We start from the raw sequence: 16,930 nt of genomic DNA, 5'->3' as shown, positions 1-16,930 counted from the left end.
CCTTGAGCACCCAGAACTCTTCTCCGGCGGTCGTCTCAGAATTAGCTAAGCGGATCATCACCAACGTCGAGCAGGTGATTGTCGGCAAACGCAAGCAGCTCGTCCTGGCGCTGGTCGCTTGGCTCTCCAGCGGGCATGTGTTGCTCGAGGACGTGCCGGGGGTCGCCAAGACGATGCTGGCCCGATCGTTGGCCCGGAGCGTCGGGTGTCGTTTCAAACGAGTCCAGTGCACTCCCGACTTGCTGCCGAGCGACGTCACCGGCACCTCGATCTTCAACCAAAAAACGGCCGAGTTTGAGTTCCGCCCGGGGCCGGTGTTCACGCAAATCCTGCTGGCCGACGAGATCAACCGAGCGACTCCTCGGACGCAGGCCTCACTGCTCGAAGCGATGGCCGAATCGTGCGTCACGGTCGACGGCGTCACGCACGCGCTCGCGCCTCCGTTCCTGGTCATCGCCACGCAGAACCCGGTCGACCACGAGGGAACTTTTCCGCTGCCCGAAGCCCAGCTCGATCGTTTCCTGATGCGGTTCAGCCTCGGCTATCCGACGATGGAAGAGGAGCTGCGGATGCTCGACCTGCTGCAGCGTGCGCACCCGGTCGACAAGCTCGAAGAAGTCGCCTCGGCGGCTGAGCTGCGAGCCGCTCAGGAAGCGATCCGCCAAGTCCACGTCGATCCAAAAGTCCGCCAGTACTTGCTGCAGATCGTCAGCGACACGCGCGAGCATGAAGATCTGGCGCTCGGTGGAAGCCCGCGAGCGAGCATCGCCCTGTTTCGCTGCGCTCAAGCGATGGCCGCGATTCGTGGCCGAGGCTACGTCCAGCCCGACGACATCAAACGCTTGGTCGGCCCGGTGATGAACCATCGCGTCATCGTTCGCCCCGAAAGTCGGCTGCGGAAGATCACGGCCGAACAGGTAATGGAAGAGATCGTTGCGGAGATCGCGGTTCCGACGATCGAGGCCACGCCAGCCGCGGCGGCCGGGAACGAGTTGCTGGCCGAGGGCGCGCGGGGCTCGAGCCAAGCCGCTCCTCGAGTCGCCGCCCAGGCCTCGAGCGGGCGAGGCGTTCGGCGGTGAGCGTCGGCGACCCCGCGCTGCCCGCCGTCGACGCGTCGAGGCCCAGCGCCGGTCGGCCCAGTGAAGAGCCGTTCGCTGGGGCCGGGGCTGGGGGAGCGGGAATCGGCGTGCTCGGTTGGTTGGCCGCGGCGGCGGCACTGATTCTCCTCGGGATGATTGCGGGAGCTTCGCTGTGGCTTTACGCGGCCTACGCGGCGGTGGCGCTGTTCGTCGGCAATCGCTTGCTGGCGCGGGCCTGGTCGAACCAGGCGGTCGCGCGGCGGCGGACCGGGCCGCTGGAAGTCGAGGTCGGTGCGACGGTGCCGATCGAAATCGTGGTGGAGAATCGCGGGCGGCTTCCGATCGCGTGGTTGTTGGTCGAGGATCTCTTGCCGCGGGCGGCGCTCCTGCACGATCCCCCGCCGCTGGGAGTCGAGGGCTCGCGGTTGCAGTTGATGCTGCTCGGCCCCGGCCGGTCGCGCTTCCTCGGCTACCGACTGAAGTGCAACCGCCGCGGTTACTACCAGATCGGACCGAGCGTGTTGGAGACGGGGGATCTGATGGGGCTCAATCGGCGGTACCGCGTGGGGGCCGAGCCGCAGTACTTGCTGGTGATGCCGCGGGTCATTCCGCTGGCCGGGTACGACGTCGCTTCGCGGCGGCCGATCGGCGAGATTCGGATCAGCGATCAACTGATGGACGACCCGACGCGGCTGCGCGGGATCCGTCAGTGGCAGCCGGGCGATCCGCTGCGTCAGGTGCATTGGGCAGCCACGGCGCGGACCGGGACGCTGCACAGCAAGGTCTACGAACCGACGACCGTGGCTGGCGCAACGCTCGTCCTGGACCTGCACCGCGACACCAATCCTCAGCGCCATGAGCCGGTGCGGAGCGAGTTGGCGATCACGCTGGCCGCGTCTTTGGCCGCGGCGCTGTACGAGATGGGGCAACCGATCGGTCTACTCACCAACGGGCGGGACGCCGCCGATCGAATTAAGACCGAAGGCTGGGCGGCCGATTTTCGCACTCGTTCGCTGGCCCGCTCGACGCTGGCGATGCGGGACGAGGACTCGCGTCTCCGGCCGGTGGTGATTTCGGCGGACCGCGGGCCGGTGCATCAACGCGAGATTCAGCGGACGCTGGCACGGCTGGAGTTGACCGCAGCCTTGCCGCTGGGAGTGACGCTGCTCGAGGCCGAATCGCGGCTCGCTCGCGACACGACGCTGATCGTCGTCTTGCAGCAAGCCGAACCCTCGACCACCGCCGCGATTCTGGGAATGGCTCGTCGCGGCTGGTCGGTCGCGATCATCGTGAACAGGTATGATGTGAATGATTACGCCAAAGTCGCCGGACCCTTCATCGCCGCAAATATCCCCGTGATGCAGTTGGTCGACGAGCAACAGTTGCCGGAGGTCTGCCGGCGGGTGGTGAGTCGATGAGCCGACCCAAGCAAACCGCCGCCGATTACGCGGTGATCGCGATCTGTCCGTCGCTGATCATCGTGATGCTCACGGCGCTGGTGCATTTTTTGGTGCTCTGCCTGTACCGCGGCGATTTCCCGGGCAGGCTGATGTACATCCTGTTCTTGTTCATCTTTGCGACGACGTTGATCGCTCGGATCGCGATCGAAGAGGGCCGCGGCTATGCGTCGGGGTATGCCGCCGCACTGGGGCTTGCGACCTTCCTGGTGATCAGCCAGTTCGTCACCCTCAGCGGCCCCATGGCGGAACTGAGTTGGTTGTTCAACCTGCTGCTGTTGGGGCTGATCTGGTGGTTGGCCGACCGCGTGACTTTCGATTGCACAGTGATCGATGATGCGGAGCGGGCCAGTGGCGAGGGATTGGTTTCGGCCAGCGGATTGTTTGGCGGGACTGGTTCTCTCGGGGCGCAGCGCAGTCGCACCGCGGCGGCCGATCTCCGCCTCGACGGCACGACGAGCAGCGAAGAGCGGGAGCGGGAAGATTCGCGGGCGCTGCCGCGGAAGAAACGCGGCCATCAGCCGGGCCGGTGGGTGTTGTATTTGGCTCTCGCAGCGCTCCCGATGTTCGGACTCGGTCAGCTTCTGCTGCCCGACAGCGAGGAGATTCGCCGCAGCGCGTTGTGGTCGCTCGGACTGTACTTGTTCGCCACCCTGACGCTGCTGGTCACCACCAGCTTTCTCGGGCTCCGCCGCTACCTGCGGCAACGCGGGACCGAAATGCCCACCGATGTTTCGGTGGCTTGGCTCGGCGGCGGAGCGGTTTTGGTCGCCGTGATGCTGCTGGTCTGTTTCGCGCTGCCACTGCCGGGCCGGCTGGTCGCGGCGCTCGAGGTGCCGAATTGGGTCGTGTCGCCCGAGTGGCTCGAGCCGAGTCGATACGGATGGGGGGACGAAGGGACGGGGTCTGCCGATGACGCTCCCCCAACTGCGACCCAAGGAGACGATTCCGAGGCCGAGCAACCAGGCGACGGGCAACGGCCAACTGGTGAGCCGTCGGGTGGAGAGCAGTCGGGTGGTGAGCAGTCCGGAGGTGAGCAGTCGGGCGGTGAGCAGTCGGGCGGTGAGCAGTCGGGCGGTGAGCAGTCGGGCGGTGAGCAGTCGGGAGAACGGTCTTCGGAGGGAGCGCAGCGGGCTGAAGCCTCGTCCTCGGCAGCCGAGTCGAGCGGGAGCGGGCCGGCGAGCAGCCCTCCGCCGCCGTCGCCCGCTCCTTCGCTGCCGCAGCTCGGGAGTTGGTTGACGACGCTCGTCAAGCTAGTGATCGTCGGCGTACTGCTGGCCGTGATCGTGATCTTTGCTTACCAGCATCGCGACCAGCTTCGAGAGTGGTGGGAAAGCGTGTTGCGGTTTTTTCGTGGGGAAGTTGCGGCGGAGGGGGCGCCAGAGTCGGAGCCGGCAGGGATTTCCGCTCGGCCGCTGCGATCGTTCGCTTCCTTCCGCAACCCGCTGGCCGACGGCAGCGACCCGGCGGCGGCGATCGTCGTCTCGTTCCAGGCGCTCGAGGCTTGGGGACGGGAGCAGGGTGCGCCGCGAGGGGAAGAGGAGACGCCGAGCGAATACATGCGGCGGGCTCGGCGGCTGTTGGGAGATTCCGCGGCGGCCGGCGAATGCTTGGTGGAAGCCTACAACCGGGTGGTCTATGGGCAGGGGAAACCGACGCGCCGCGACTTGGCTGCGGCCGAGGAAGCGTGGCGAGTGATGCTGCGGCCAAGGCAGGCGAATCTCGCCGAATGATCTTTCACCTGACCGCCGCGGTCTGGTAATCGACGTCGAGATCGCTCCAACCACGCTCCACCCGCCTCGACGGGAGAAACCAGATGGCATCACGCGCCGGTACTGCTTGCGGCTCTGCTCCATGCAACCTGTCCGCTGTTTCGAAGCCGATCGGCTTCACGCACGTCTTGAGGGGGGGGCTCGTGGCGCTGCTTGCCGCTTCCCTGCTTCCGACTTTGGCGACCGCCGATGGGCCTTCGTTCCTGCGGCTGTTCGGGGCCCGGAAGGTCGAAGCCGATCCAGAGCAGGCGTATGAGCTGACCGAGGTCGAGGGGCCGTGGATGATTCTGGCCGAAACGTTCTCGGGGCCCGAGGGAAAAAAGCAGGCTCACCAATTGGTGATTGAACTTCGCCGCGACTACAACATGCCAGCCTACGTTTATAAAGAGAACTTCGATTTCACGAGGCCCGTCGGTTCGTTCGGGCCCGACCGGAAGCAATTGCGATACGCCAACGCGGCTCGCTACGAAGCCTACGCGGTGCTGGTGGGTGAGTTCGATTCAGTGAACCATCCCGAGCTGAAGTCGACGCTCCAAACCTTAAAGACGATTCAGCCGGGTGTGTTCCAGCAGGTCTCGCCGGAGACCGAAGTCGGGCCGATGGCTGCCATCCGCCGGATTCATCAGCAGCTGACGCAAGGTGAGCAGCGGAAGACGCGAGGTCCGATGTTCAATGCCTTCGTGACTCGCAATCCGATGCTGCCGGACAATTTCACCCAGGCCCCGGAAGTCGACTCGTTCGTCCGCCGCCTCAATGAGAATGTCGAACACAGCCTGCTCGACTGCAAAGGCAAATACACGGTGGTCGTGCGGACCTTTGAAGGGCTTTCGACCACGATGATCGGTGGCAAAGTCGAAAAAGATCTCAAGCCGAGCAGCGAGCGGCTCGACCAAAGCGCCGACTTGGCCAACCAGATGGTGATGGCTCTGCGGGAGAAAGGAGTGGAGGCTTACGAGTTCCACGATCGCTCCAAGAGCATCGTCACGGTCGGCAGCTTCGAGAGCCTCGGGCGGCCCGTCGGCAATGGCTTTGAGTACGCTCCGGAGATCCGCCGCACGATCGAGCAGTATGCCTCGGGCGAACGATTTGAACGCGATACGCAGGGCAGAATGGTCCGCGTAGCGAATCACATCAAGAAGATTCCATTCGACGTGGAGCCGCATCCGATCGCGGTTCCCAAAGTCACCAAACGCAGCCTCTACTCCGCGGCGACAAGCCTGGGACGCTGATGTTGGATATTGTTCTCGGTTCGCATAATGCCAAAAAATTGGTAGAGCTTCGCGACCTGCTCGCGGGCTCGGGAATCTGCGTTAGCTCTTTGGCCGAGATCCCCGAGGCGATCGAGGTCGAGGAGACGGGAACGAGTTTCGTAGAAAATGCCCGGCTCAAGGCGACCGAGCAAGCGCGACATCTCGGTCGCTGGGTGTTGGCCGAAGACAGTGGGCTGTCGGTGGACGCTCTGGGCGGCAGACCCGGCGTCTACTCGGCACGCTACTCGGGCCCCACCGCAACCGACGCGGCGAACAATCGCAAACTGCTTGAAGAGCTGCAGGGGGTGCCGGCCGAAGATCGGTCCGCCTTCTACACCTGTCAGCTCTGTCTCTCGGATCCCGACGGCGAGGTGCGGCTGGAGATTAGCGGAATCTGCCGCGGGCAGATCGCCACGGCGGAAGCCGGGGCGCATGGTTTCGGCTACGATCCGCTGTTCTTGATACCCGAGTACCACCGAACGTTCGGGGAGCTCGGTCCAATGGCGAAGAAGGCCCTCAGCCACCGCTCGAGGGCGATGCGTCTCCTGCTGCCGCCATTGCAACGCCTGGCGTCTTTCCATTGAGCCGTAGGCGCTAGCCTCGGGCCCAATCCGGTCCGCGCCGCGCGAAAACGTGGCGCTGCGGCGGCGTTTAGATACGAGTTCGATCCGTCCGGCGCCGTCGGCTCACCCGCGGCTAGCGCCGTCGGCTCAAAAAGTAGAAGGCATCGCCCGCTGTCCAGATCCTCCATCAGCCGCCGGGCGCTAGCCCCCGGTTCCCGAAAACTCCGTGACAACCGGACGCTAGCGCGTGGCGGCTGATGGGCAACTCCGGCTAGCCAGGGGGCTCGCGGAAAAAAGCCTCATCTAATACCGCAGAATCGCTTTGGGATGTTGCGGGGCGCGCTCCGTGCCGTAGCGGAGCGGAATCACGCGGCCGCTCGAGCGAAGCGTGTCGACCACCGCACGGTTGACCAGATCCTCGCAGGCCGCACCGTCGGCGGCTTCCTCGTCCGCGTCGACCAGCGATGCCGAGGTACCGTCTTCGCTGAGCTGCCCTGCCTGTTGGGCGCGGGGATCGAACAGCAGGACGTCAATCTTGCCGACGGCCGCCGCTTCAGCGACTTCGGCAAACCCTTCAGCGCCTTTTCCGGCAGCCGCGGCCGTTCCGAAGCGATCGAGCATCTGCGACTGATCGCCCTCGAGCACCGGAGCGGCGATCCCCCAAGCTCGCTGGCGAAGGTCTTGGAGCGACAGCGAGTCGGGGCTGCCCGCGACGCCGGTTTCCAGAAGCCGTCCGCGACGGTGCTCGCGGCGGTAGAGTCCGGCCAGACCATTGTCGGCGGCGAGGATCAGCGGCGAATCATCCTGGTAAAGATAGGAGGCGACTCGCTCGGCGACAGCCTTGATGTAGTGGACCGTGTCGGCTTCGAGCTTCGATTCGCCTTCACCATGACCATGGTAGTGCGCCTGGCCCGCGTCGCTCGGCGTTCCCCGATCTCCGCGAGCACCCGGGGGGGCCGCGCCGCCGTGAGACTGCAGTTGGACCTCGGGATCGCGGACCGCAACAACTTCCTCGGCGGTGATCGGAAAACCGCTCGCATTGATTTCGACGAGTTCCTTCTGAGAGCCAAGGAACAGTTTAGCGCGCTCCTCGGTCAGGGCGAGCACATAGAACGGATCACTCGCCGCCACCGAAGCGAGGATCGGTTTAACATTGAACCGCGGGCCGATCGTCATCGATTCCTGGACCGCCTCGGGCAACCGCAGCATCCGCGCGGTTCCCGGGGCGAGGTAGATTGCCAAACCGTAACCTTGATGCTGCCAGAAGCTGAGCTGGCCGAGGACATCGCGAGCCGGTTCAAGGAGCGAATCGATATCGGGGCGCCGCATGCCCCGCTCTTTCAAAGCCTCCTGCGCTTTATTGAGGAGATTCTCCAGGCGAATCGGATCTTGCCGCGAGTCCTTCCCGGTGGGATGCGAAGGCATGAGGATTGAGACGCAATTCTCTTGCTCGATCGCAGCCAGGTCGGCCAGCGTATTGGGACGGATGAGGTCCATATCCATGATGCATCCTGAGTCGGAGGGCGGTTGACGAGTAAGAATCGTGGTAGCCGGTCAGGGTGTGGTTTCTTGCAAAGTCCGCATGTAGCTGATCGTCTCCAGTTCACGCGTCGGGTGCCGGGCGAGCAGTCGCACGGCGGGGTCAATCAAGTGCTCGAGCCAGTCGCCAAAGAGGACCTCGCGAGGCCATTTCGGATAGCGTTCGAAGGCCAGCAAAAAGGTTTCTTCGATGATGTCATCGATTTGCAGGCGATGGCCGAGGGCGGCGGTGACCTGCGGGTACCGCTCGATCCAGCGGCCGATGCGGGTTCGCAAGGAGTCTTCATAAGGGAACAGGCAGCGGCGGAAGGAGACATAGTCGTCCTGCTCGTGCGCCTCCTGGACTTTTTGTCCGTCGATCAACTGCGAAGGCTCGACGTCATGGACCGTTCCCGCCGCCAGATGAGCGTGCCGCGCGTCGCCACTCATCGACGATTTATAATGCTCGACCCGTCGCCCCACTTTTCGCAAACATTGCTCGAGCGAGGGTTGCCAGTGCTCAGCCGTATCTCCGGTGGAGAAAGTGCGGCCGGGCAGAACTAACGAAGTCCGGACCTCATACTGCTGACTCGACTCGTTCAGCACGATCGTGATGTATAAGACCGCGGTCGGAAAATCCTTCACGAGTGGGCGGAGGTAGTCGACGTCGGTCTCGATCGAGGTGACGTCGGCTTCGGAGATTTTGAATCCCTCCGCATCCAAGTCGATCCGCATTTTCGATGCTTCGTCGCTATTGGGCATGACGCAAACCTTAGTGAGGGTGCAGTCCTTGGCTGTCGATGCGATCCCCGCCGAAATCGCGGAGTCCGTGCCGCCAAGAGTGAAATCCAGGAGTCGAATCGAGGGTCAGAAAGAAGGATCGAGTCAATCGAGTAAGAGGACGTTATCGAAGACGTTACAGAGACAATTTTTCATGCTCGCCAGGCTCCTTGAGCCGCTCCCCGGTCGTAGCCGCTTTGACCATCCCGGCGATCGTGACGGCCAATCCGGAGCTAGAATCCCAATACTCGGCCATCGTCGGCCGCACGCGGAGCAGCGCGAGCCGGGGATCGTCGGGCCCCTGAGGGAACCAGGCTTTGGCGAACGGATTCCAAAGCTCTTTGATTTTGCCGCGGTCCTGGGAAAGTTCTGCGATTCCCGAGACCGAGACGAATTTGTGGCTGCGGGGATCGGCGTAGCTCACACACACATGGCGATCGGCCTGAATCTCCAGCACTTTGGCGGAGTTCTGGTCAGTAAAAAACCACAGCTCACCGTCGAACTCCGTCGCCTGAGTGACCATCGGGCGACTCCGCAGCGAGCCATCGGCCGTTTCGGTGACCAGCATCGCGGTGTCGATGTCTTTGATCAGCTCTCGAAACTTGTCGAGGTGCTCTTTCTCGGGTAGCTCAGGGTTGTCGTGAAGCTCAGGGTTGTCGGGACGTTTGGGGGGAGTGGCCTCAGGCATGGCGGCGTCTCTCCGGTGGTTCGGGTAGCGAACAGCGGCTCCCCAACGATCATCATTAGACGAGGGGAAGCGGCGGCTGAACCCCGTCCGTCGGAAACATGGCTGGGAAACGTACACCTCGTTGCCGAAGCAAAGGGCATGCCGATCAGCCGGTGCCGGGAGCCATCCTAGGGGTGCTGCGGGGGGCCTGGCGGACCTTGACCGCGGCCCGCAATTTCGCGCTTCGGCTGCGGGGATTGGCCGCGATTTCAGCCGCTCCGGCCAACACCGGTTTACGAGTCAGCACTTCCAGCCGGTCGTCCTTCCGCAGAGCGTGCTTGACGATCCGATCCTCGAGCGAGTGGAAGCTGATTACGACCAGCCGCCCACCCGGATTGAGAAACCCGGGCATTTGTTCGAGCGCATGGGCCAGGATGGTCAATTCTTCATTGACAGCGATCCGCAAGGCCTGGAAAGTTCGCGTGGCGGGATCGATGGGATGATTTTTCGAGCGTGGGACGCAGCGTCGCACGAGTTCGGCCAGCCCCCCGGTCGTGCGGACCGGCTCGCCCGCCTTCCGCCGTTCGACGATCCGCCGGGCGATCCGCCGGCTGAACCGCTCTTCGCCGTACTGGTAGATCACGTCGGCGATCTCCTTTTCGGGCAACCGCAGCAGCAATTGCTCGGCGGTCTCGCCGCGGCCGACGTCGAAGCGGAGGTCGAGCGGACCATCGCCTTGAAAGCTGAACCCGCGTTCTGGATCGTTGAGCTGGTCGCTGGAGAGCCCGAGATCGAGCAGAATGCCGTCGACCGCTTCGATCTCCAGATGCCTCAGCACGCGGTCGGTGCGATGGTAGCTGGCGTGCAGCGGAACGACCGGCGGAGAGGCTTGCTCACGCAGGGCTCGCTCGACCGGGATCGCGTCGCGGTCGAGCGCAATCACCCGCCCGCTGGCCGTGACCCGCTCGGCGATCAGCCGCGTGTGGCCGCCACCGCCGAGCGTCCCATCGAGGATCGTCTCCCCCGGAGCCGGCGCGAGGTACTCGAGGACTTCCTCCGGCAATACCGGGATGTGGATCGTAGCCACCGAAATCAAGCGGTCCCGGCGGGATTGAAGTAGGCCGGTTCGTTGCCCGGCTTCCATTTGATGTTGCAGCCGATGCTCGGCGTCTGCGCTTCCGGGGCTTTGCCGCTGGCCAAAATTCCGTCGAGCGCCGCGCGGAGGTCTTCGCCGGTGATGGGCCGATCGGTCTTGGGGCGGCTGGAATCCATTTGCCCGCGGTAGGCCAACCGCCGTTCGGCGTCAAACACATAGAAGTCGGGGGTGCAGGCAGCGTGGTAGGCTTTGGCCACGCTCTGGTCGGCGTCGTAGAGGTACGGGAAGGTGTAGCCCTGAGCGGCCTTCTCTTCGGCCATTTTCGCAGGCGAATCGTCGGGGTAGGCGTCCGCATCGTTGCTGCTGATGCCGACCACCGCCACGCCCTTCCCCTGGTACTCGGCCGCCAAGTCGCGGAGCCCCGCGGCGACGTGCTTGACGTACGGGCAGTGGTTGCACATGAAGACGACCAACAACGCCGGAGCGCCCTGGAAGTCGGACAGCCGCACGAGGTTCCCCTCGGTGTCGGGCAAGGCGAAATCGGGGGCCGACGTTCCCAGCGGCAACATCGTGCTGGCGGTACGAACCATGGCGTGGTCTCCTCTCAAAGATGGCAAGCGGATAAGGGGGCCAGTTAAGGGGGCCAGTTAAGGGGGCCAGTTAAGGGGTTAACGGCAGCGGGATGTGCAGCAGTTGGTGATAGAGTTCCGCGACCGCCGCCTCGGACGGTTCCTCCGCCCAGCGGCAAGTCCAGTAGCGGGCCTTGCGGATCACTCCCTTCTCCAAAAACTCGGCGAGCAAGCGATAGCAGACCGGCCGAGCGGCCGAAGCTCCCCCCGCCCCGCTGCGATTCTCGGCCCCACTGCGGTTCTCGGCCCCGCTGCGATCCTCGGCGACTCCGCGGTCGCTCGGCGGCAGCAGAAGCACGCACACGCTCGGCCGCGGCGTTTCGTCGAGCCGCGTCGCAACTGGAGGTGCGACGCTCGATGGAGAACCGGCGGTGGCGTCCGGGGCCGTACTGCCAGAGCCGTCGACCGCGGGCAGCGGCCGACCGGCGGCATCACTGACCAAGTCCAGCGTCGGGTGGCTGTCGAGCAGATCGGTTTGAATCGTCACGATCGTCTCGCAGACGACCAACTCCGAGGTGCTGCGGACGACGCGATGGCAGAGATTCAGCCCGAACTGGCCGTCTGCGGTCTGGGGCAGGTTGGCGATCAAGTCGCGGCCCCGCGAATAAACTTCGGCTAGCGGAGGAAAGGCCGTTCCGGGGGGTGGCAGCAGCCGCACCGAGGAGGCGGGGATCTCGTCGCTCGCCGCCGGATCGACGCGGCGGTCGATCCACAGCCCCGCTTCGGGACGCGCCGGATCGGTGCCGAGCTGCCACGGCGTTTCTGCGTCGCGGAATCTCGCTCGGCCATTTTCGTCGATGATCCAGGTCACGCCTTCCGCCCTCTTTGACTCTCTGGTGATGCCTCAGCTCTCGCTCCCTGACGTTTTACAACAATTGCCCCTCACCGGCTGCAGGGGGAACGGGGCTGCAAGTGGAGCTGTGCTGCTAGGGGGGCTGTGCTGCTAGGGGGAGTTGGGGCTCGGCGGTGCAAAAAAAGCTCCCCATTTGATTGACCCGCGCAACCCAGAGCCCTATCTTCGGCGGTTAGAGGACGGCACTCTCCCCAACTGATGCAATCACCCCCGGCCGTTCACCCTGCCCCACCCCATCCTCCCGCCCCACCGGGATCCTCGCCGGCTCCGCGAAACTCCGCCTTCTGGAGAAGCCGCCGGCCCGAGGGTTTCCTTTCTCCAGGAAAGCCGCCATGTTGCAGCTGCACTGGTCGCGACCGCGTCGCCTCGCCTCCTTGCTCGCCGCAATCCTGCTGCTCACCACGATCGGGCTCGGCGGCAGCGGTTCGCAGAAGCCGCTGTGGGCTGATGAACCAGCCCCGGCCGCCGCAGAGAAAGCGGCCCCAGAAAAGGCTGCAGAGGAAAAGGCTGCAGAGGAGCGGGCGGCTTTGTCGCAGCTTCGCCACCGCGTCGACGAGCTCATCGAAGCGGCGGCGATCGGACCGCTCGCCCCGCTCTGCAGCGATCATGATTTCGTGCGGCGAGTGTCGTTGGACCTGACCGGCGTGATTCCCACGCCCGCCCGCGTCCGCGAGTTTTTGGCCGACGAGCGGGTGGACAAGCGAGAGCGGTTGATCGACGAGCTGGTCTCGAGCCCCGAGTTTGCCCGCCACATGGCGGTGCTGCTCGACGTTGCCCTGCTCGAACGGCGGACCGCTAAGCACATCCCGGTGCCTTCCTGGGAGCAGTATCTGTTCGAGTCGATCGCGGCCGACAAGCCGCTCGACCAATTGTTCCGCGAGCTGATCGTCGGTGATCGGCTCGGCGCCGAGACGCAGCCGGCGACCAAGTTCTTGACCAGCCGCGAGGCCGAACCGCACGCGGTCACGCGGGGCATCGGCCGGTTGGCGTTTGGAATGGATCTGCAGTGCGCCCAGTGCCACGACCATCCGCTGGTCGACGACTACTACCAGTCGGACTACCACGGGTTGTACGCGTTTCTGCACCGAACCAGCTTGCTGGCGGCTGCCAAAGGGAACAAGCTCAGCGAACGGGCCGATGGCGAGGCGAACTTCACTTCGGTCTTTACCGGTGACGGTCGCCAGTGGGTGCTGCCCCAGCTGCCCAAGGGCAAAACGCTGCTGTCTGAACCCACTTTCGCCGCCGGCGAAGAGTACACGACCAAGCCGGACAAGACGGTCGCGGGGGTGCCTAAGCACAGCCGCCGCGAGGCACTGGCCCAGCTGCTCGGCGAGAGCCGCCAATTTCAGCGAAACGTCGCCAACCGGATTTGGGCGCTCGTCTTCGGCCGTGGAATCGTCGATCCGCTCGATTACCATCACACCGACAATCCGCCGCAAAACCCGGCGCTCCTGAATCTCCTGGCCGACCAGGTGCGGGAGAGAAGGTTTGATCTGCGGGGGATGATCCGCGAACTGGTCGCGACCCGCACCTACCAGCGAGCCTGCGATGCGCCCCGGCCGGAGACGGTCAACTTTGCCGACATCGCCGCCCGCGCCGAGCGATTGGCGGGGCGGCTGGAGGCGGCATTGGCGGCGGTCGAGCCCCTGCAGAAATCGGCGGCCGCGGCGAATGAGGCTTGGGAGCAAGCGCTCACCCACAACGAAGCGGTGGCGGTCCAGTTGCCGGAGCTTCAAAAGGGAGTCACCGCTGCGAAAGAAAAGCACGAGCAAGCGGTGGCGGCTCAGAAAACGGCTGCCGAAACCTTGGCCCGGGTGCAGGATCAAGCAGCGGCACTCGCGGCCGCGGCGAGCCAAACCGAAGCCGCGGCTGCAAAACTCGCCGATGACAAAGAGCTCGCGGCCGCGGCGGCGACGGTGCGCAGTAAATCCGACGCGGTCGCCGCGACCGTCCCGGCGGCCATGTCCGCGGTGAGCGGTGCGGAAGCCGCCACGGCAGCGGCAGTGAAAGCGGTCGCCGAAGCCGAAGCGGCGGTGGCCAAGGCGGTCGAGTCGCGAGTCCCGGCGGAGAAGTTAGCCGCGCTCGAGCAAGCCCGGCTCGCGGCGGTCGCGCAGTGGACCGCCGCCAAACATGAGCACCAAGCGATAGCCACACAGCTGGAAACCTGCCGCACGGCGGCTGAGTACGTGTCGGCCAACGAGAGCGATCCGGCGACCGCCGAAGCTCGCTGGCAATCGCTCGTCGAGGCCTGGACGATCGCCGGCCAAATCGCACCCCTCAAGCCGCTGACCCCCGAGCAGCTTGCCGCCAGCGGAATGCGGGCGACCGGCATGCTCGCCCCCCAGATCGCTGCCGTCGAGGCCAAACTCGACAAGGCTCCACCAGAACCCTTGAAGGCGGCCGCTGAGGAGGCGAAGCCGAAGCTCAAGGCAAAGCTGGTCCAGCAAGAATTGCTCAACCAACTTCGCGGCACCGTCCGCCAGTTCGTCACCCATTACGGCGGGCTGCCGGGCGAAGACTTCCAAGCCACCGTCAACCAGGCTCTGTTCGTCGGCAATAGCACCCTCGTCGCCGGCTGGTTGAACCCGGCGGGCGACAATCTCGCCCAGCGATTGGCCGCGAGCGAGGATCCGGCCGCGGTCGCCGACGAGCTGTACGTGTCGGTGCTCTCACGACACCCGAAGCAGGATGAAAAGCAGGCCATCGCTGAAGTGCTGGCCGACGCTGGGGAAACCCGCCAGGAGCGGCTTGGCGAACTGATTTGGGCCCTGCTCTCGAGCACCGAGTTTCGTTTCAACCACTAACTGTTTTCGAGGGAGAACGCCATGAAATGCCGTTACGCTTGTCAATCGGCGGAACACCTCACCAGCCGGCGTTCCTTTCTCAGTGGGATGGCAGCAGGCTCGGCGGGGCTGGCTGCGGGACTCGGCGGAATGGGACTGGGCGGGATGCTGGCGAGCAACCCGGCAATCGCCTCCCAGGTCCAGGCGAGACATAAGAAGATCCTCAACATCTTTCTCCATGGGGGCGTCAGTCAGCTGGAGTCCTGGGATCCAAAACCCAATACCGACACCGGTGGGCCTTTCCGCGCCATTCCGACTTCGGCTCCGGGAATCCATATCAGTGAGCTTCTGCCGCACACGGCAAAGCAGATGCATCATCTTTCCATCGTGCGGAGTCTGAACACCAAAAATGGTGACCACGGGCGGGGCACGGTCGAGATGATGACTGGCCATAAAGAAACCCCCGGAACCGAGTATCCGCACCTCGGCGCGGTGGTCGCGAAATCGCTAATGCGCCCCGACTTCGCTCTTCCCGGTCACATCCTGATCCGTGGCGGCGGGCCCGGAGCGAGCTCGGCGGCGTATCTCGGTCCCAAGTATTCGAGCGTCGTGATGAACGGAGGACAGCCGCCGGCCTTTACCGAGCGGCCCGCAACGCTGTCGCTCGAGTCGGACCAGCGACGCAATGCATTTCGAGCCCGGCTCAACGATCGGTTCGCCGCGCGTCGCCGCACCGCCGATACCGACGCCTACACATTCTCCTACGAGCAGGCGCAGAGCTTGCTCGCCCAGCGGCAGGTGTTCGAGGTCAGCCGCGAATCCGAAGCGGACCAGGAGCGGTATGGGACGAGCGAGTTCGGACGCCACTGTCTGCTCGCTCGCCGATTGCTCGAGCACGACGTTCCGTTCGTGCAGATCAACCACTCCAACTACGACACCCACTTCGAGAACTTCGATTTTCACATCGAACAGCTCGGAGAATTCGATCAGCCATTCGCGAATCTCGTCGCCGATCTAGCCGACCGAGGGCTGCTCGAGGAGACGCTGATCTGCGTGATGTCGGAATTCGGACGCACGCCGCGGATCAACAACCGTTACGGACGTGACCACTGGGGCACCGCCTGGAGCGTCGTGCTCGGCGGAACTGGGATCCAGCCCGGTGCGGTGTATGGCAAGACCAACGAGAACGGCACTGCGGTCGAGGACGGCGAATGCGATCACGGACACATTTTTCACACTCTGCTCCAAGCGGTGGGGATCGATTCGACTGCCGAATTTGATATTGGGGGTCAGCCGTTTCCAGTTGCCGATCCGGCCAAAGGTCCTCTTTGGGATGTGTTGACATGAGCACGATCGAACCCGCAAAGGCCCACGTGGAACTGGAGCATCCCCACGCTCGGCCACTGACCGCGTGTCATTGGGACCCGCTGGGCAGGTATGTGTTTTTTGGGGCGGAGGATTATGGCGTCCACCGCTTTGACGTGGCCACTAAGACCGCCGTCCCACTGATGGCTCACGACAGCTGGGTCCGCGGCTTGGGCTGTTCGCCGAGCGGCGAGCAGCTGTACAGCGGCGGTTACGACGGTCGGCTCGTTTGGTGGCCAGCGGCGGCGGAAAAGCCTGAGCCGATTCGAGTCGTCGATGCCCACCGAGGCTGGATTCGCGAGCTGGCTGTCAGTCCTGTCGGTGAGCTCGTCGCCAGTTGTGGGAACGACAACTTGGTCAAGCTCTGGAACGCAACCGATGGCTCCCAGGTGCATGAATTTTCGGGCCATGAGTCGCACGTTTACAACGTTGCGTTTTCTCCCAATGGCGAGAGTCTCGTCTCTTGCGATCTGCACGGAAAACTGAAAGCCTGGGATCTGAAATCGGGGAAGCTCCAACGCGATCTGGGCGCGGCCGAAGCGCTGTACCTGTACGACAAAAGTTTCCTCGCCGATATCGGCGGCGCCCGCTGCATGAATTTTCGCAGTGACGGAAATCAGGTGGCGGTCGGCGGAATCACCAAAGTCACGAACGCCTTCGCCGGGATCGGTGAAGCGGTGGTGGTGCTGGTGGAGGCCGAGAGTGGCAAAGTCGCTCGCCAACTCGAAGCGAAGGAGAAAGTCCACGGCACTACCTGGGGTATCGCCCATCATTCGCAAGGACTGTGGGTCGGTGTCGCCGGTGGCGGAGGTGGCGGGTGGCTTTACTTCTGGAACGAGGAAGGCGAGCCGCAGGAGATTTTCAAGTTGAAGTTGAAAAGCCCAGGCCGCGGAATGAGCCTCGCAGCCGACGGCCTCCGAGTCGCGGTCGCCCACTCGGACAACCACTTGCGGATCTACTCGCTGGTTTGAAAGCCAGTTGAGGATTTAGGTTTCAGGTTTCAGGGATTTGAGATTTGCTGACAGAGCCTAGCTGGACAGCGCCACTTTGGATTGGTTCGGAGCAGGACGGCTCGCGGAAAAATCGTTTAACGGCAAGCCGAAGGCGACTGCTTTTTA

At 64.2% G+C, this 16,930-nt stretch carries 14 protein-coding genes; 8 read left to right on the top strand and 6 right to left on the bottom strand.

Annotated features, from left to right (window positions below; genetic code table 11):
• Positions 1-2: 2 nt before the first annotated feature.
• The 5 genes from GNK13_RS07705 (at position 3) to rdgB (ending at position 6,142) form a co-directional block, all read left to right on the top strand.
• Positions 3-1,079, top strand: a complete 1,077-nt coding sequence (locus GNK13_RS07705; RefSeq protein ID WP_164101932.1) for an AAA family ATPase — start codon at positions 3-5, stop codon at positions 1,077-1,079.
• A complete protein-coding gene (locus GNK13_RS07700) occupies positions 1,076-2,497 on the top strand; it encodes a DUF58 domain-containing protein (protein WP_235934916.1) in 1,422 nt (473 codons plus the stop codon). The genes GNK13_RS07705 and GNK13_RS07700 overlap by 4 nt, the downstream gene beginning before the upstream one ends.
• The gene (locus GNK13_RS07695; RefSeq protein ID WP_164101931.1) at positions 2,494-4,269 is read left to right on the top strand and encodes a DUF4129 domain-containing protein; all 1,776 of its coding nucleotides are present in this window, start codon (positions 2,494-2,496) and stop codon (positions 4,267-4,269) included. The genes GNK13_RS07700 and GNK13_RS07695 overlap by 4 nt, the downstream gene beginning before the upstream one ends.
• Positions 4,270-4,451: 182 nt before the next feature.
• Entirely contained in the window at positions 4,452-5,537 is a 1,086-nt protein-coding gene (locus GNK13_RS07690; RefSeq protein ID WP_235934914.1) for a hypothetical protein, read from the top strand.
• Complete coding sequence (gene rdgB, locus GNK13_RS07685) at positions 5,537-6,142, top strand: RdgB/HAM1 family non-canonical purine NTP pyrophosphatase (RefSeq protein ID WP_164101930.1); 606 nt, start codon at positions 5,537-5,539, stop codon at positions 6,140-6,142. The genes GNK13_RS07690 and rdgB overlap by 1 nt, the downstream gene beginning before the upstream one ends.
• A gap of 282 nt (positions 6,143-6,424) precedes the next feature.
• Here rdgB and GNK13_RS07680 read toward each other — a convergent pair whose 3' ends face one another.
• From GNK13_RS07680 to GNK13_RS07655, 6 genes are all read right to left on the bottom strand, one after another.
• Complete coding sequence (locus GNK13_RS07680; RefSeq protein ID WP_164101929.1) at positions 6,425-7,624, bottom strand: baeRF3 domain-containing protein; 1,200 nt, start codon at positions 7,622-7,624, stop codon at positions 6,425-6,427.
• Between the two features lie 51 nt (positions 7,625-7,675).
• Positions 7,676-8,401, bottom strand: coding sequence for a hypothetical protein (locus tag GNK13_RS07675; RefSeq protein WP_164101928.1), 726 nt, complete (start codon positions 8,399-8,401; stop codon positions 7,676-7,678).
• Between the two features lie 154 nt (positions 8,402-8,555).
• Positions 8,556-9,107 carry a pyridoxamine 5'-phosphate oxidase family protein gene (locus GNK13_RS07670; RefSeq protein WP_164101927.1) on the bottom strand — a complete coding sequence of 184 codons (552 nt, stop codon included), beginning with the start codon at positions 9,105-9,107 and terminating at the stop codon, positions 8,556-8,558.
• Between the two features lie 145 nt (positions 9,108-9,252).
• Entirely contained in the window at positions 9,253-10,173 is a 921-nt protein-coding gene (gene rsmH, locus GNK13_RS07665) for a 16S rRNA (cytosine(1402)-N(4))-methyltransferase RsmH (RefSeq protein WP_235934912.1), read from the bottom strand.
• 5 nt (positions 10,174-10,178) lie between these two features.
• The gene (locus GNK13_RS07660; RefSeq protein ID WP_164101925.1) at positions 10,179-10,772 is read right to left on the bottom strand and encodes a thioredoxin family protein; all 594 of its coding nucleotides are present in this window, start codon (positions 10,770-10,772) and stop codon (positions 10,179-10,181) included.
• A gap of 70 nt (positions 10,773-10,842) precedes the next feature.
• Complete coding sequence (locus GNK13_RS07655; RefSeq protein WP_164101924.1) at positions 10,843-11,622, bottom strand: hypothetical protein; 780 nt, start codon at positions 11,620-11,622, stop codon at positions 10,843-10,845.
• 374 nt (positions 11,623-11,996) lie between these two features.
• Between GNK13_RS07655 and GNK13_RS07650 the strand changes: the two genes are divergently transcribed.
• From GNK13_RS07650 to GNK13_RS07640, 3 genes are read left to right on the top strand one after another with little or no spacing between them, the layout of a single operon-like run.
• On the top strand, positions 11,997-14,468 hold the full coding sequence (locus GNK13_RS07650; protein WP_164101923.1) for a DUF1549 domain-containing protein: 2,472 nt from the start codon (positions 11,997-11,999) through the stop codon (positions 14,466-14,468).
• Positions 14,469-14,489: 21 nt separating this feature from the next.
• The gene (locus GNK13_RS07645; protein ID WP_164101922.1) at positions 14,490-15,794 is read left to right on the top strand and encodes a DUF1501 domain-containing protein; all 1,305 of its coding nucleotides are present in this window, start codon (positions 14,490-14,492) and stop codon (positions 15,792-15,794) included.
• The gene (locus GNK13_RS07640; protein WP_164101921.1) at positions 15,791-16,783 is read left to right on the top strand and encodes a WD40 repeat domain-containing protein; all 993 of its coding nucleotides are present in this window, start codon (positions 15,791-15,793) and stop codon (positions 16,781-16,783) included. Before GNK13_RS07645 ends, GNK13_RS07640 begins: the two co-directional genes overlap by 4 nt.
• Positions 16,784-16,930 lie beyond the last annotated feature (147 nt).

It is taken from the genome of Candidatus Laterigemmans baculatus (genome assembly GCF_010367455.1).
GTDB classification, from domain to species: domain Bacteria; phylum Planctomycetota; class Planctomycetia; order Pirellulales; family Pirellulaceae; genus Laterigemmans; species Laterigemmans baculatus.
The sequence above is the reverse complement of the archived record's forward strand: the minus strand, read 5'-3'. Positions and strand labels throughout refer to the sequence as shown.